This is a genomic window from Streptomyces sp. SudanB52_2052, from assembly GCF_964272415.1.
Taxonomy (GTDB): Bacteria; Actinomycetota; Actinomycetes; order Streptomycetales; family Streptomycetaceae; genus Streptomyces; species Streptomyces olindensis.
In genome coordinates this window covers 2,325,101-2,339,640 of sequence record NZ_OZ186796.1, presented here as the reverse complement: position 1 = coordinate 2,339,640, position 14,540 = coordinate 2,325,101, and the positions used below count along the sequence as shown (strand labels likewise).

Here is a 14,540-nt window from a genome sequence, read left to right as displayed (position 1 = left end):
AGGACCGGCAGGAAACCGCGGTTGTGAAGACCGCTCCGCGATCGAAGGGACGTACATGCCCATGGGTCACACGGCCACAGCCCAGGCAGGCTCCGGGGGCCTGACAGCGACCGAGCACCGCCTGGCCAACGGCCTGCGCGTGGTGCTCTCCGAGGACCACCTGACCCCGGTCGCGGCGGTGTGCCTCTGGTACGACGTCGGCTCACGCCACGAAGTCAAGGGCCGTACCGGCCTGGCTCACCTTTTCGAGCACTTGATGTTCCAGGGTTCCGCCCAGGTGAAGGGCAACGGCCACTTCGAGCTCGTCCAGGGCGCGGGCGGCTCGCTGAACGGCACCACCAGCTTCGAGCGGACCAACTACTTCGAGACCATGCCCGCCCACCAGCTGGAGCTCGCCCTCTGGCTGGAGGCCGACCGCATGGGCTCCCTGCTGGCCGCCCTCGACGACGAGTCGATGGAGAACCAGCGGGACGTCGTCAAGAACGAGCGCCGCCAGCGCTACGACAACGTCCCCTACGGCACCGCCTTCGAGAAGCTGACCGCCCTCGCCTACCCGGAGGGCCACCCCTACCACCACACCCCGATCGGCTCGATGGCCGACCTGGACGCGGCGACCCTGGAGGACGCGCGGGCGTTCTTCCGCACCTACTACGCGCCGAACAACGCCGTGCTCTCCGTGGTCGGCGACATCGACCCGGAGCAGACCCTCGCCTGGATCGAGAAGTACTTCGGCTCCATCCCCGGTCACGACGGCAAGCCCGCGCCGCGCGACGGCTCGTTGCCGGAGATCATCGGCGAGCAGCTGCGGGAGGTCGTCGAGGAGGAGGTCCCGGCCCGCGCCCTGATGGCCGCCTACCGCCTGCCGCACGACGGCACGCGCGCGTGCGACGCGGCCGACCTGGCCCTCACCGTCCTCGGCGGCGGCGAGTCCTCCCGCCTGTACAACCGCCTGGTGCGCCGGGACCGTACGGCCGTCACCGCGGGCTTCGGCCTGCTGCGGCTCGCCGGGGCGCCCTCCCTGGGGTGGCTGGACGTGAAGACGTCCGGTGACGTCGAGGTGCCGGTCATCGAGGCCGCCATCGACGAGGAGCTCGCCCGGTTCGCCGAGGAGGGCCCCACGGCCGAGGAGATGGAACGCGCCCAGGCCCAGTTGGAGCGCGAGTGGCTGGACCGGCTCGGTACGGTCGCGGGCCGCGCTGACGAACTGTGCCGGTACGCCGTGCTGTTCGGCGACCCGCAGCTCGCCCTGACCGCCGTCCAGCGCGTGCTGGAGGTCACGGCGGAGGAGGTCCAGGAGGTCGCCAAGGCCCGCCTGCGCCCCGACAACCGCGCGGTGCTCGTCTACGAGCCCGTCGCCGACGAGACCGACGAAGCCGAGGACACCGCAGCCGCGGCCGGCGACGAGAACGAGGAGGCGGCCAAGTGACCGAGCTCGCCACGATGGACTTCCACCCCCAGCCGCAGGCGGGCGAGGCCAAGCCGTGGGCCTTCCCGGCCCCGGAGCGCGGCAGGCTCGACAACGGCCTGACGGTGCTGCGCTGCCACCGCCCCGGCCAGCAGGTCGTCGCCGTGGAGGTGCTGCTGGACGCGCCCCTGGACGCCGAGCCGGCCGGCCTCGACGGTGTGGCCACGATCATGGCCCGGGCCTTCTCCGAGGGCACCGACAAGCACTCCGCCGAGGAGTTCGCCGCCGAGCTGGAGCGCGCCGGCGCCACCCTCGACGCGCACGCCGACCACCCCGGTGTCCGGCTGAGCCTGGAGGTGCCGGCCTCCCGGCTCGCCAAGGGGCTCGGCCTGATCGCCGACGCCCTCAGGGCGCCCGCGTTCGCCGACAGCGAGGTCGAGCGGCTGGTCCGCAACCGCCTGGACGAGATCCCGCACGAGCTGGCCAACCCCTCCCGCCGCGCCGCCAAGGAGCTCTCCAAGGAGCTGTTCCCCGCGGACTCGCGCATGTCGCGCCCCCGGCAGGGCACCGAGGAGACGGTCGCCGCGATCGACTCCACGGCCGTGCGCGGCTTCTACGAGAAGCACGTCCGGCCCGCCACGGCCACCGCCGTGGTCGTCGGTGACCTCACCGGCATCGACCTCGACGCCCTGCTCGGCGACACCCTGGGCACGTGGACCGGGTCCTCGGCCGAGCCCCGCCCGGTGCCCCCGGTGACCGCCGACGACACCGGCCGCGTCGTCATCGTGGACCGCCCGGGCGCCGTCCAGACGCAGCTGCTGATCGGCCGCATCGGCCCCGACCGGCACGACCGCGTCTGGCCCGCGCAGGTGCTCGGCACGTACTGCCTCGGCGGCACCCTCACCTCGCGCCTGGACCGCGTCCTGCGCGAGGAGAAGGGCTACACGTACGGGGTGCGCTCGTTCGCGCAGGTCCTCAGGTCCGCCCCGGACGGCACCGGTGCCGCGATGCTCGCCATCAGCGGTTCCGTGGACACCCCCAACACCGGCCCCGCCCTCCAGGACCTCTGGACGGTGCTGCGCACCCTCGCCGCCGAGGGGCTCACCGACGCCGAGCGGGACGTCGCCGTGCAGAACCTGGTCGGCGTCGCGCCGCTGAAGTACGAGACGGCGGCGGCCGTCGCGAGCACCCTGGCCGACCAGGTCGAGCAGCACCTGCCCGACGACTACCAGGCCACGCTGTACCGGCAGCTCGCCGCGACCGGCACCGTGGAGGCCACCGCGGCGGCCGTCAGCGCCTTCCCGGTGGACCGTCTGGTGACCGTCCTCGTGGGTGACGCGGCGCAGATCAAGGGCCCGGTGGAGGCCCTCGGCATCGGCGAAGTCACGGTCGTCGCCGCCGAGTAGAGGCACGCGCGAGGAGCCCTGGTTGTCTTCCTAAGGCACCAGGGCTCCTTTATGCCCGAATTGGTACGGAGGTTGCCTGTCTGACCTGTGGGATGCGCTACAAAACGCCGGATCCGTTTGGGAATTGAAAGTGGCCCCGCTTAGCGTCGTCCGGGCTGTTCGTCAGGCAGTGCGCCGCACCCGCGGCACCGGACAGTCATCGCCGAGTCCCCGTACGGCGCGAGCCAGGGGAGCCGGGGACCCAGCCGCAGTCCCTGGGGTGAATCGGACGCCCGCGCGAGTCGCGAGGGGGTCCGTAGGAGACCTTCCTGCTCCGAACCCGTCAGCTAACCCGGTAGGCGAGAAGGAAGGAAAGGACCAGGCACTCCATGGCGTTCACCCGCGCCACCGGGAAGCATCGTCGTCCCAGCAGGATCCACCGCGGTACGGCCCGCGCGGCGGGGGTCGCGGCCCTCGCCACCACCGGCGTCATCGGCACCGTGGCCGCTCCGGCCGCCTTCGCCGCCGAACCCGCCCCCGAGCAGACCGGCCTCACCCCCGTCGTCACCATGGGCGACACCGTGGCCCAGCAGATCGACGCCCAGGCCGTCGCGCAGAAGCACGCGGCCGAGGAGGCCGCCGCCAAGAAGAAGGCCGAGGAGGCCGCCCGCGAGCGGGCCGCCGAAGCGGCCAAGAAGGCCAAGGAGGCGGCCGAGAAGGCCCGCGAGGCCAAGGAGCGCGCCGCCCGCGAGGCCGAGCGCAAGCGCCTCAACAGCTTCGTGTCACCGATCCCGGGTTCCTACGTCTCCACCGGCTACAAGGCCGGCGGCGCCGTCTGGTCCTCCGGCAGCCACACCGGCATCGACTTCCACGCCGCCAGCGGTACCGCCGTCCACTCGGTCGGCATGGGCACGGTCGTCGAGGCGGGCTGGGGCGGTGCCTACGGCAACCAGGTCGTGATCAAGATGAACGACGGCACGTACACCCAGTACGGCCACCTGTCGTCCATCGGCGTCTCGGTGGGGCAGCAGGTCACGCCCGGCCAGCAGATCGGCCTGTCCGGCGCCACCGGCAACGTCACCGGCGCGCACCTGCACTTCGAGGCCCGCACGAGCCCCGAGTACGGCTCGGACATCGACCCCCTCGCCTACCTCCGCTCGCACGGCGTGAACCTCTGACGGCACCCGCCCCGCTTCCCCGGCCCCGGCTCACCGAGCCGGGGCTTTCGGCGTTTACGGCGGTCGACTGTCCAAAAAATATCCATGGATTCCGGGCTGCCGTCGGAAATTCCGGCTCATTGCAATAGAGTCACGGACACGCGTCACTCGTCGACGTTTCACGGGGATTAAACGGAGGTCGGTCATGCGTATTCCCGCGCACTCGGTGTGCACGGCCATCCGGGACGACATCGTCGCGGGTGTCTACGAACGCGGCAGCCGGCTCACCGAGGAACTCCTCGCACGCCGCTACGGCGTCTCGCGGGTGCCCGTCCGGGAGGCCCTGCGCACCCTGGAGGCCGAGGGCTTCGTGGTGACCCGGCGGCACGCGGGCGCGTGCGTCGCCGAACCCACCGAGCAGGAGGCCGCCGACCTGCTGGAGATGCGCATGCTGCTGGAGCCGCTCGGCGCCGCCCGCGCCGCTCAGCGCCGCACCGAGGCCCATCTGAAGGTCCTGCGCGGCCTGGTCCGGCTGGGCCAGGAGCGCGCCCGCCGGGGCAACAGCGACGACCTGCGCTCCCTGGGCGGCTGGTTCCACGAGACGCTCGCCCAGGCCTCCGGGAGCCCCGCGCTGACCTCGGTGCTCACCCAGCTCCGCCACAAGATCGCCTGGATGTACACCGTGGAGGCGCCGGCCGGTCCCGTGGAGTCCTGGAGCGAGCACGGCGCGATCGTGGACGCGGTGGCGCGCGGTGACAGTGAGCGCGCGCGGGCGGTCACGGCGCTGCACACCGAGCGCGCGACGGCCGCGCACCGGCTCCGTTTCGGCTCCGCCGGGGAGCGCGCCGACCGTGTGAGGAACTCGCAACATCCCGTAAACACGGCGAGCCTGCGGCATTAACACGGGAGCCGTATACAAAGACCAGCTAATTCGCGGGGGTTTATTTCTGCTGCCCGTGAACGGGAATTCCGCTCCCTCTGGACGCTCCTCCTGGGCGGGAATTGCGCGACCCGGGGCCGGGGAAAAGCGAAGGGCTCGCCCGGAAACCCGGGCGAGCCCTTCCGGAGCGCCGGATCAGGCGCGGAAGAATGCTCAGACGGTCTCGGGCAGTTCTTCCAGACCCTCGGAGACCAGCTTCGCCAGCCGGTCCAGGGCGGCGTCCGCGCCCTCGGCGTCGGAGGCGAGGACGATCTCCTCACCGCCTTGGGCGCCGAGGCCCAGGACGGCCAGCATGGAGGCCGCGTTGACGGGGTTGCCGTCTGCCTTGGCGATCGTCACCGGGACGCCTGCGGCCGTGGCGGCTCGGACGAAGATGGAGGCGGGGCGGGCGTGGAGGCCCTCGGCCCAGCCGACGTTGACGCGGCGCTCAGCCATGTGTTGCTGCCCTTCGGTGTTCAGGGTTGTCTAGACCAGTTTTCCATACGTGAAGCCTGGAGCGGTCCTGTCGTTCCACTCCGGGGGTGCCGTCGGGTCGCGGCCTCGACCCGACTGACGCCCTCCACAGACTGCCTCGCGCCGTTGTCGGACGCTAGCCGTACTCTGGGGCCCATGCAGACCTCGCCGGACCGGCACGAGTATCCCGCCCACTGGGAAGCCGACGTGGTGCTGCGCGACGGGGGTACCGCGCGCATCCGGCCCATCACCGTTGATGACGCCGAGCGCCTGGTCAGCTTCTACGAGCAGGTCTCCGACGAGTCGAAGTACTACCGCTTCTTCGCGCCGTACCCTCGCCTGTCCGCCAAGGACGTCCACCGCTTCACGCACCACGACTTTGTGGACCGGGTGGGACTCGCGGCCACGGTCGGCGGCGAGTTCATCGCCACCGTACGCTACGACCGGATCGGCCCGGACGGAACGCCCGCCTCCGGACCCGCCGACGAGGCCGAGGTCGCCTTCCTGGTGCAGGACGCCCACCAGGGCCGCGGGGTCGCCTCCGCCCTGCTCGAACACATCGCCGCCGTCGCCCGCGAGCGCGGCATCCGCCGCTTCGCCGCCGAGGTGCTGCCCGCCAACACCAAGATGATCAAGGTGTTCACGGACGCCGGGTACACCCAGAAACGCAGCTTCGAGGACGGCGTCGTCCGCCTGGAGTTCGACCTCGAACCGACCGACCGCTCCCTCGCCGTGCAGTACGCGCGCGAGCACCGCGCGGAGGCGCGGTCCGTGCAGCGGTTGCTCGCGCCCGGTTCGGTCGCCGTCATCGGCGCCGGGCGCACCCCGGGCGGCGTGGGCCGCAGTGTCCTCGGCAACATCCGCGACGCCGGCTTCACCGGCCGCCTGTACGCCGTGAACAAGGCCCTCCCGAAGGAGCAGAAGGAGCTCGACGGGGTGCCGGCCCACCGCTCCGTGCGGGACATCGACGGCCCCGTGGACCTCGCGGTCGTCGCCGTGCCGGCCGAGCACGTCCCCGAGGTCGTCACCGAATGCGGCGAACACGGCGTGCAAGGGCTCGTCGTGGTCTCCGCCGGATACGCCGAGAGCGGCCCCGAAGGGCGCGAACGCCAGCGCGCCCTCGTGCGGCACGCGCGCACGTACGGCATGCGGATCATCGGGCCGAACGCCTTCGGCATCATCAACACCTCCCCCCAGGTGCGCCTCAACGCCTCCCTCGCCCCCGAGACCCCGCGCCCGGGGCGGATCGGCCTGTTCGCCCAGTCCGGCGCCATCGGCATCGCCCTGCTGTCCCGGCTGCACCGCCGCGGCGGGGGCGTCACGGGCGTGACCGGCGTCTCGACCTTCGTCTCCTCCGGAAACCGGGCCGATGTCTCCGGCAACGACGTCCTCCAGTACTGGTACGAGGACCCGGAAACCGACGTCGTCCTCATGTACCTGGAATCCATCGGCAACCCCCGCAAGTTCACGCGCCTCGCCCGCCGGACGGCCGCCGCGAAGCCGCTGGTCGTTGTCCAGGGCGCACGCCACGGCGCCGCTCCCCAGGGACACGCCGTGCGGGCGACCCGGCTGCCGCACGCGACCGTGTCGGCGCTGCTGCGACAGGCCGGCGTCATCCGGGTCGACACGATCACGGAGCTGGTGGACGCAGGCCTCCTGCTCGCGCGCCAGCCCCTGCCCGCCGGCCCCCGGGTGGCGATCCTCGGCAACTCCGAGTCGCTCGGCCTGCTCACGTACGACGCGTGCCTCGCCGAGGGCCTCCGGCCGCATCCGCCGCAGGACCTGACCACGGCCGCCTCCGCGGCGGACTTCCACGCGGCCCTCGCGCGCGCGCTGGCCGACGACCGGTGCGACGCGGTCGTCGTCACCGCCATACCGGCGGTGGGGGAGGGCTCGGTCGCCGACGCGGCCCTCGCGGAGGCCCTGAGGTCGGCGGCGGCCGCGGCCCCGGCCAAGCCGGTGCTGGTCGTGCACGTGGAGCTCGGCGGCCTGGCCGAGGCCCTGTCGGCAGCGGCGAGCACGGCACCACAGCTCGGGGCGGCCACAACCGCACACACCACCCCCGGACCGGCGCCCACCGGAGAACGCCCGTACGCCGGAGAACGCCCGCCCACCGGAGAACGGTCCCTCACCGGACAACGCCCGCCCACCGGAGAGCGGCCCCCTGCCGGAGAGCGCCCGCCCGCCGAAGACCGGCCGCCCACCGCCGAGACCCCGGACGGCGCCCACCTCATCCCCGCCTACCCCGCAGCCGAACGCGCCGTCCGCGCCCTCGCCCAGGCCGTCACCTACGCGCAGTGGCGCCGCGACGCCGCCGACCCCGGCAAGGTGCCCGAGTACGAGGACATCGACGAGAAGGGCGCCGCAGCACTCATCGACGGGCTCCTCGCGCGCGGGCAGGGACTCACGCTCGGCACCGAAGAGACCTGCGACCTGCTCGGCCACTACGGCATCCACGTCCACCGCGCCCTGCCCGCCCCGACCGCCGACGCCGCCGCCGAGGCCGCCCGCACCCTCGGCTACCCCGTCGCCCTCAAGGCCACCGCCCCGCACCTCAGGCACCGCGCCGACCTGGGTGGCGTCCGCCTCGACCTCGCCGACGAGGACCAACTCCGCCGCTCGTACACCGAGTTGACCGAGCTGTTCGGCACACCGGACGAGCTGCGGCCCGTCGTGCAGCGGATGGCGCCGCGCGGCGTCGACGTCGTCGTACGGGCCGTCATCGACCCCGCGGCCGGAGCGGTGCTCTCCTTCGGGCTGGCCGGAGCCGCCTCGCAGCTGCTCGGGGACACGGCCCACCGGCTGATCCCGGTCACCGACCGGGAGGCGGCCTCGCTGGTGCGGTCGATCCGCACGGCCCCCCTGCTGTTCGGCTGGCGCGGCTCCGCCCCGGCCGACACCCGCGCCCTGGAGGAACTGCTGCTGCGGGTGTCCCGGCTGGTGGACGACCACCCCGAGGTCGTCGCGGTCACGCTCGAACCGGTCGTCGTCGCCTCGCACGGACTCAGCGTCCTGGGCGCCTCCGTCCGCCTCGCACCACCACCCGCCCGCGACGACCTCGGCCCGCGGACCCTCCCCGCGTACTGAGGAGGCCCTCCCCCCTAGGAACAGGGGCGAGCGGTGCCTCGCAGTCAGTGGTCCCCCGTAGGATGGGCGTCATGGCCAAGACCAGTACGACGACCCAGGGGCTGCGGGCGGCGATCGAGCGCAGCGGCTACTACCCGGCCCTCGTGGCCGAGGCGGTGGAGGCCGCCGTGGGCGGCGAGCCCATCCGGTCGTACCTGGTCCACCAGGAGACGACGTTCGACCAGAACGAGGTGCGCCGGCACGTCACGGTGCTCGTCCTCACGGACAACCGCTTCATCGTCAGCCACACCGACGAGCAGGCCGCCGACAGCACCTCCCCGACGCCCTACGCCACGACGTCGACGGAGTCCGTGAAGATCGGCCGCATCTCCTCGATCGTGGTCAGCCGCGTGGTCGCCAACCCGGAGTCGTACAAGCCGGGCACCCTGCCCCGCGAGGTCGTGCTCACCATCGGCTGGGGCGCGGTCTCCCGCATCGACCTGGAGCCGGCCGCCTGCGGCGACCCCAACTGCGAGGCGGACCACGGCTACACCGGCAACTCGACGGCGGACGACCTCAGCCTGCGCGTCAGCGAGGCCGGGGACGGACCGGAGACCGTGCGCCAGGCACTCGCCTTCGCGCAGGCCCTCTCCGAGGCGACCGCGGACACCGCGCGCTGATGGCACAGCCGAAAACGGCCTGGGACCACCATCCCGAACCGCTCACCGTCGCCTCCGCACCGGCCCCCGAGTACGGCAGCGGCTCGCTCGCCGACCTCCTGCCCACGCTGGCCGCCGGCATGGGCGTGCCCGGCACGAGCGCCACGATCTCCGAGCTGACCCCTGCCGACCGGAACTGCGTGTTCCTGATCGACGGCCTCGGCTGGGAGCAGCTCACGGCGCATCCCGAGGACGCCCCTTTCATGACGTCCCTGCTCGCCACCTCGCGCGGCGGCACGGGACGTCCGCTGACCGCCGGCTACCCGGCGACGACGGCGACCTCCCTGGCCTCCGTCGGCACCGGCCTGCCGCCCGGCGCGCACGGCCTGCCCGGCTACACGGTGCGCAACCCGGACACCGGCGAGCTGATGAACCAGCTGCGCTGGCAGCCGTGGACCCCGCCCGGCCCCTGGCAGCCGTACCCCACGGTCTTCCAGTTGGCCCACAAGGCGGGTGTGCACGCGGCGCAGGTGTCGTCCCCGACCTTCGAGAACACCCCGCTCACCAAGGTCGCGCTCAGCGGCGGAACGTTCGTCGGGCGGCTGACCGGCGAGGACCGTATGGACCTGGCGGCCGAGCAACTGGCCGCGGGCGACCGCTCCCTGGTGTACACCTACTTCGCCGAGGTCGACGGCGCCGGCCACCGCTTCGGCGTCGACTCCGACACCTGGCGCGGCCAGCTCATGTACGCCGACCGCCTGGTCCAGCGCCTGGCCGAGCAACTGCCGCCGCGCAGCGCCCTGTACATCACCGCCGACCACGGCATGATCGACGTGCCCTTCGACGAGGATCACCGCATCGACTTCGACGAGGACTGGGAGCTGAGCGCCGGAGTCGCCCTGCTCGGCGGCGAGGGCCGCGCCCGCCACGTCTATGCCGTGCCGGGCGCCGCGAACGACGTCCTGACCTGTTGGCGCGAGGTGCTCGGCGAGCAGTTCTGGGTCGCCTCGCGCGACGAGGCCATCGCGGCGGGCTGGTTCGGCCCGCGCATCGACGAGCGGGTGTACAGCCGTATCGGCGACGTGGTCGCCGCCGCCCGGGACGACGTCCTGCTCATCGCCTCCGAGCGGGAGCCGAAGGAGTCGGCGATGGTCGGCAACCACGGTTCGATGACCCCTGCCGAGCAGCTGGTCCCCCTGCTCGAAGTACGCTCCTGAGACCGCACGCCGACCCCTTCCACCGAAAGGTGCTCAACTCGTCATGCCCGAGCTGGTGTTCTTCTCCGGAACCATGGACTGCGGGAAGTCGACGCTGGCTCTCCAGATCGAGCACAACCGCTCGGCGCGCGGCCTCCAGGGCGTGATCTTCTCGCGCGACGACCGGGCCGGCGAGGGCAAGCTGTCCTCGCGCCTCGGCCTGGTCACGGACGCGGTGGAGGTCGAGGACGGGCAGGACCTGTACGCCTACCTCGTCGACCACCTCTCGCAGGGCGGCCGCGCGGACTACGTGATCGCCGACGAGGCGCAGTTCCTCGCGCCGGAGCAGATCGACCAACTCGCGCGCGTGGTCGACGACCTGGGCCTGGACGTCTACGCCTTCGGCATCACGACCGACTTCCGCTCCAAGCTGTTCCCCGGCTCCCAGCGGCTGGTGGAACTGGCCGACCGGGTCGAGGTGCTCCAGGTCGAGGCCCTGTGCTGGTGCGGCGCCCGCGCCACGCACAACGCCCGCACGATAGGCGGCGTCATGGTCGTCGAGGGTGCCCAGGTGGTCGTCGGTGATGTCACGCACTCCGCCGACGAGGTCGGTTACGAGGTGTTGTGCCGCCGCCACCATCGTCGCCGGATGACCGCGGCGACGGCCCGGGCGGCGGCCCTGTCGCCGGATGTGCTGCCGGTGACCGCCGTCTGACCAGTGGCCGTACGGGCTGTCAGCACGTCGGTTGCAGCAGCGCGAACCGCGCCCCTTCCGGGTCCGCCACCGCCGCCACGCGGCCGTGTGCCGTGTCGTGGACCGGCTTGAGGACATGTCCACCCAGGTGGACGAGCTGGTCCAGGGCGTCGTCGACGTCGGCGACCTGGAAGTACGTCACCCAGTGCGGGCCCCGGTCGCGGGGCAGGGCCTGCCCCAGGCCGTGGACCCCGGCGACGGGTCGCCCGCCGAGGTGCAGGGCCACGTAGTCGAAGTCGGCGGAGACCACGGGCTCCTCCTCGTAGCCGAACACCGCTCGGTAGAACTTGGCGACGCTCGCCGTCTCGAAGGTGAGCAGCTCGTTCCAGGCGGGCGTGCCGGGCATGCCCGAGACGGCCGTGCCGAGGTGCGCGGAGGCCTGCCAGATGCCGAAGACCGCGCCCGACGGGTCGGATCCGATGGCCAGCCGGCCGGCGTCGGCGGCGTCCAGCGGGCCCACGCCGATCGTGCCGCCGCAGCTGCGTGCGGTCTCGGCCGTCAGATCGGTGTTCTGCGAGGCGAAGTAGGGCGTCCACGCGATGGGCAGGTGGCGGTCCGGCGGCAGTTGACCGATGCCCGCCACCTCACGCCCGTCGAGCAGCGCGCGCACATACGGGCCGAGCTGCTGCGGGCCGGGCCGGAACTCCCAGCCGAACAGCGCCCCGTAGAACTCCTTGGTCGCGGCCAGGCCGTGCACCATCAGGCTCACCCAGCAGGGCGTGCCGGGCGTGTGTCGAGCGGGTGCTTCGCCGTGCGGGCCGGTGGACCCCCGTGCGTCGGTCATCGTCACTCTCTTCTCGGCCTCGTGCCGGCCGTGTTCTCCGCGGCCCTCGTGGGGCGGGCACGCCCTGCGGGGCGACCCTTGTCCGGGAGAATGCCCGATGTGCTCGGCGCTGTCCCTTGCGGCGCGCTTATCGGCAGGTGTCGTTCAGCTGTACACCATGTGCCTGTTCCCGTGCGGCAGGTGATCGTGCCGGTGCGGCCGGGCCGAGGGGCCTGAGGCGGGCGGCTCGGACGAGCCCCGTGCGCGAGGATGGGGCCATGAACGCCATCATCTCCGCATCCGACCTCGCGAGCGTCCTGGCGGGCGCCCATCCGCCGGTCCTGCTCGATGTCCGCTGGCAGCTCACCGCGGCCAAGGGGGCCGGTGAGCCGCCGTTCGACGGCCGGGCCGCGTACGAGGCAGGGCACCTTCCGGGTGCCGTCTACGTCGACCTGGACCGGGAGCTGGCCGCCGCTCCGGGCGAGGGCGGCCGGCATCCGCTGCCCGATCTCGCGCGTTTCGGGGCCGCGATGCGCCGCGCGGGCGTGTCGTCCGGGACACCGGTGGTCGTCTACGACGGTGGCCAGGGCTGGGCGGCGGCCCGGGCGTGGTGGCTGCTGCGCTGGACGGGCCACCCGGACGTGCGGGTCCTCGACGGCGGGCTGCCGGCCTGGGAGGGGCCGTTGGAGAAGTCCGTGCCGACCCCCGAGGAGGGTGACTTCGTGCCGGAGCCGGGAGCGACGGGGCTGCTCGACGCCGATGCCGCCGCGGGGCTGGCGCGGTCCGGGGTGCTCTTGGACGCGCGGGCGGGGGAGCGGTACCGGGGCGAGGTGGAGCCGATCGACCCGGTGGCCGGGCACATCCCGGGTGCGGTGTCGGCGCCGACCACGGAGAACGTGGGGGCGGACGGCTGCTTCCTCCCCGCGGGCGAGCTGCGGGAGCGCTTCAAGACGCTCGGCGTGTCCGAGGGCTCGCGGGTCGGCGTGTACTGCGGGTCGGGCGTCTCCGCGGCCCACGAGGTCCTGGCGCTCGCGGTCGCGGGCATTCCGGCGGACCTGTACGTCGGTTCGTGGTCGGAGTGGTCCTCGGACCCGGGCCGGCCGGTCGCGGTGGGGCCGGATCCCCAGTAGCCCGACGCGCGAAGAGGGCCGCGCCCGGACGGCGCGGCCCTCGTGCTCGTGCAGCCGGTCGGGCTGCTACTCCTGCTTCTTGCGCCGTGTCCCGAAGACGATCTCGTCCCAGCTGGGGACGGCCGCTCGGCGGCCCGGGCGGACGCCGTCGGCCTCGGCCTGGCGGTCGGTGGCGCCGATGAGCCGGTCGCGGTGGCTGCCGACGGAGCGCGGCATGAGGACATCCGCGTAGGCGGAACCGGCACCGGCCGAGGCGGCGGGGGCCGGGGGCTCCTCCTCCTCGGGTTCGGCGACGGGCTCCTCCTCCGGTTCCGGCGCGGGGCGCTCCGGGACCACCAGGTCGCCGCGGAAGCTGGGCACCGCCTCCAGCAGGCTGGTCAGCGAGTCCCGCTCGCCGGTGCTCTCCTCGACGGGTTCGGAGGCCGCCGGGGGCAGGCTGGGCCGCTCGCGGTCGGCGGAACGGTCCAGCGGTCTGTCGCGCGGGAGCCGGGCGATCCGCGGCACGAACGGGAAGCTGGGCTCGGGCGCGGCGAGGTCGTCGGACTCGCCGATCAGCGAGCGGGCCTCGTCGTCGACGGCCTGGACGAGCCGCCGGGGCGGGTCGTACGTCCAGCTCGCCGAGTGGGGTTCGCCCGCGACGCGGTAGACCAGCAGGACCTCCCACGTGCCGTCGTCACGACGCCACGAGTCCCACTGGACGGTGTCCTTGTCGGCCCCGCGCATCAGCAGCCGCTCCTGCACGGCCTCGCCGAGCGGCGGACCGGAGTTCTCGCCGGGGCGGCGGACGGGGGTCTTGCGGGCCCGCTCGGCCATGAACGCACGCTCGGCGAGCACGGGTCCCTCGAAGCGGCGGACCCGGTCGACGGGGATGCCTGCCATCTGCGCGACCTCTTCCGCGGTCGCGCCGGCACGTATACGCGCCTGGATGTCGCGGGGGCGGAGGTGGCTCTCCACCTCGATCTCGATCTGGCCGAGGCGGGGACGGTCGCCGCGCACGGCGGCGCGGAGCCGTTCGTCGATCGGAAGCGTGTACTCCGTGCTGTCCGCAGCCTTCAGCACCAGCCGTGTGCCGTCATTCGAGACGGCCACGACACGCAGTTCGGGCATGGGGACCTCCCGGGTGGTGCCTGCCGACGTCACGTGCGTCGCTGCTTCCGCTAGTCGAGTGTGGCCTGCCCGGGTGCAGCCTGCCACAACCTTGCCGAGTTGCCCGGCGTGTCGGGCGCGGGCCCTGGATCGCCGTTATGGCACGGTTACCTATTCGCAACGCTAAGTGACGAACTCTGTCACCCTGTGCAACTAGCCCCCTCCCGGCGGTCCTTAAAGGCCCCGTACACCCTGACGGGAGACCGGAACCCAGGGCTCGCAACAGTACTCCATTCGGGCCACGTGCGTGGATCGGCACGCCGCCCAACTTCTGACAAGGGGCGGGACTCGGTCGCACCCTGCCCCGATTCCGCGATCTTGAACGTGGGGAACTTCACGTAATCACCGGAATCGGAACAAGTGCCTCCGCCCCTCGACGAGTTCCGGCGTTCGGACTCGGGTTCCCCGGGTGACGGCGGAGTCACGACCGGACCGTCCACCGGAGCGCCGCGGGGCGAGTGCCCCGCACCCACCGCCTCCGGCGTG

12 protein-coding genes and 1 riboswitch are annotated in these 14,540 nt (G+C 72.9%); of the genes, 9 read left to right on the top strand and 3 right to left on the bottom strand.

Annotated elements, in window-relative coordinates; all coding sequences use genetic code 11:
• Positions 1-55: 55 nt before the first annotated feature.
• The 4 genes from ACSUPV_RS10160 (at position 56) to ACSUPV_RS10145 (ending at position 4,848) form a co-directional block, all read left to right on the top strand.
• On the top strand, positions 56-1,426 hold the full coding sequence (locus ACSUPV_RS10160; RefSeq protein WP_037761627.1) for a M16 family metallopeptidase: 1,371 nt from the start codon (positions 56-58) through the stop codon (positions 1,424-1,426).
• Positions 1,423-2,811, top strand: coding sequence for a M16 family metallopeptidase (locus ACSUPV_RS10155; protein WP_382610924.1), 1,389 nt, complete (start codon positions 1,423-1,425; stop codon positions 2,809-2,811). The genes ACSUPV_RS10160 and ACSUPV_RS10155 overlap by 4 nt, the downstream gene beginning before the upstream one ends.
• A gap of 190 nt (positions 2,812-3,001) precedes the next feature.
• Positions 3,002-3,166, top strand: a riboswitch (cyclic di-AMP (ydaO/yuaA leader).
• 13 nt (positions 3,167-3,179) lie between these two features.
• A complete protein-coding gene (locus tag ACSUPV_RS10150; RefSeq protein ID WP_037761630.1) occupies positions 3,180-3,968 on the top strand; it encodes a M23 family metallopeptidase in 789 nt (262 codons plus the stop codon).
• A 184-nt stretch (positions 3,969-4,152) separates the two neighbouring features.
• The gene (locus ACSUPV_RS10145) at positions 4,153-4,848 is read left to right on the top strand and encodes a GntR family transcriptional regulator (protein ID WP_031116871.1); all 696 of its coding nucleotides are present in this window, start codon (positions 4,153-4,155) and stop codon (positions 4,846-4,848) included.
• Between the two features lie 192 nt (positions 4,849-5,040).
• Here the strand turns inward: ACSUPV_RS10145 and ACSUPV_RS10140 are convergent, their stop codons facing one another.
• The gene (locus ACSUPV_RS10140; RefSeq protein WP_003993478.1) at positions 5,041-5,322 is read right to left on the bottom strand and encodes an HPr family phosphocarrier protein; all 282 of its coding nucleotides are present in this window, start codon (positions 5,320-5,322) and stop codon (positions 5,041-5,043) included.
• A gap of 174 nt (positions 5,323-5,496) precedes the next feature.
• On the opposite strand from ACSUPV_RS10140, the gene ACSUPV_RS10135 reads away from it, so the two are divergent.
• The 4 genes from ACSUPV_RS10135 to ACSUPV_RS10120 all read left to right on the top strand — a co-directional run bounded on the left by ACSUPV_RS10135 (position 5,497) and on the right by ACSUPV_RS10120 (position 10,976).
• Positions 5,497-8,427, top strand: coding sequence for a bifunctional acetate--CoA ligase family protein/GNAT family N-acetyltransferase (locus tag ACSUPV_RS10135; RefSeq protein ID WP_382610917.1), 2,931 nt, complete (start codon positions 5,497-5,499; stop codon positions 8,425-8,427).
• A gap of 71 nt (positions 8,428-8,498) precedes the next feature.
• On the top strand, positions 8,499-9,086 hold the full coding sequence (locus ACSUPV_RS10130) for a DUF5998 family protein (RefSeq protein ID WP_031116868.1): 588 nt from the start codon (positions 8,499-8,501) through the stop codon (positions 9,084-9,086).
• Positions 9,086-10,282 carry an alkaline phosphatase family protein gene (locus ACSUPV_RS10125; RefSeq protein ID WP_031116867.1) on the top strand — a complete coding sequence of 399 codons (1,197 nt, stop codon included), beginning with the start codon at positions 9,086-9,088 and terminating at the stop codon, positions 10,280-10,282. Before ACSUPV_RS10130 ends, ACSUPV_RS10125 begins: the two co-directional genes overlap by 1 nt.
• Positions 10,283-10,325: 43 nt before the next feature.
• The gene (locus ACSUPV_RS10120; protein WP_436947348.1) at positions 10,326-10,976 is read left to right on the top strand and encodes a thymidine kinase; all 651 of its coding nucleotides are present in this window, start codon (positions 10,326-10,328) and stop codon (positions 10,974-10,976) included.
• A 19-nt stretch (positions 10,977-10,995) separates the two neighbouring features.
• Here ACSUPV_RS10120 and ACSUPV_RS10115 read toward each other — a convergent pair whose 3' ends face one another.
• Complete coding sequence (locus ACSUPV_RS10115; protein ID WP_436947347.1) at positions 10,996-11,799, bottom strand: VOC family protein; 804 nt, start codon at positions 11,797-11,799, stop codon at positions 10,996-10,998.
• Positions 11,800-12,056: 257 nt separating this feature from the next.
• Between ACSUPV_RS10115 and ACSUPV_RS10110 the strand changes: the two genes are divergently transcribed.
• Entirely contained in the window at positions 12,057-12,908 is an 852-nt protein-coding gene (locus tag ACSUPV_RS10110) for a sulfurtransferase (protein ID WP_031116864.1), read from the top strand.
• Between the two features lie 66 nt (positions 12,909-12,974).
• On the opposite strand, the gene sepH is transcribed toward ACSUPV_RS10110, so the two are convergent.
• Positions 12,975-14,015, bottom strand: coding sequence for a septation protein SepH (gene sepH / locus ACSUPV_RS10105; RefSeq protein ID WP_031116863.1), 1,041 nt, complete (start codon positions 14,013-14,015; stop codon positions 12,975-12,977).
• Positions 14,016-14,540 lie beyond the last annotated feature (525 nt).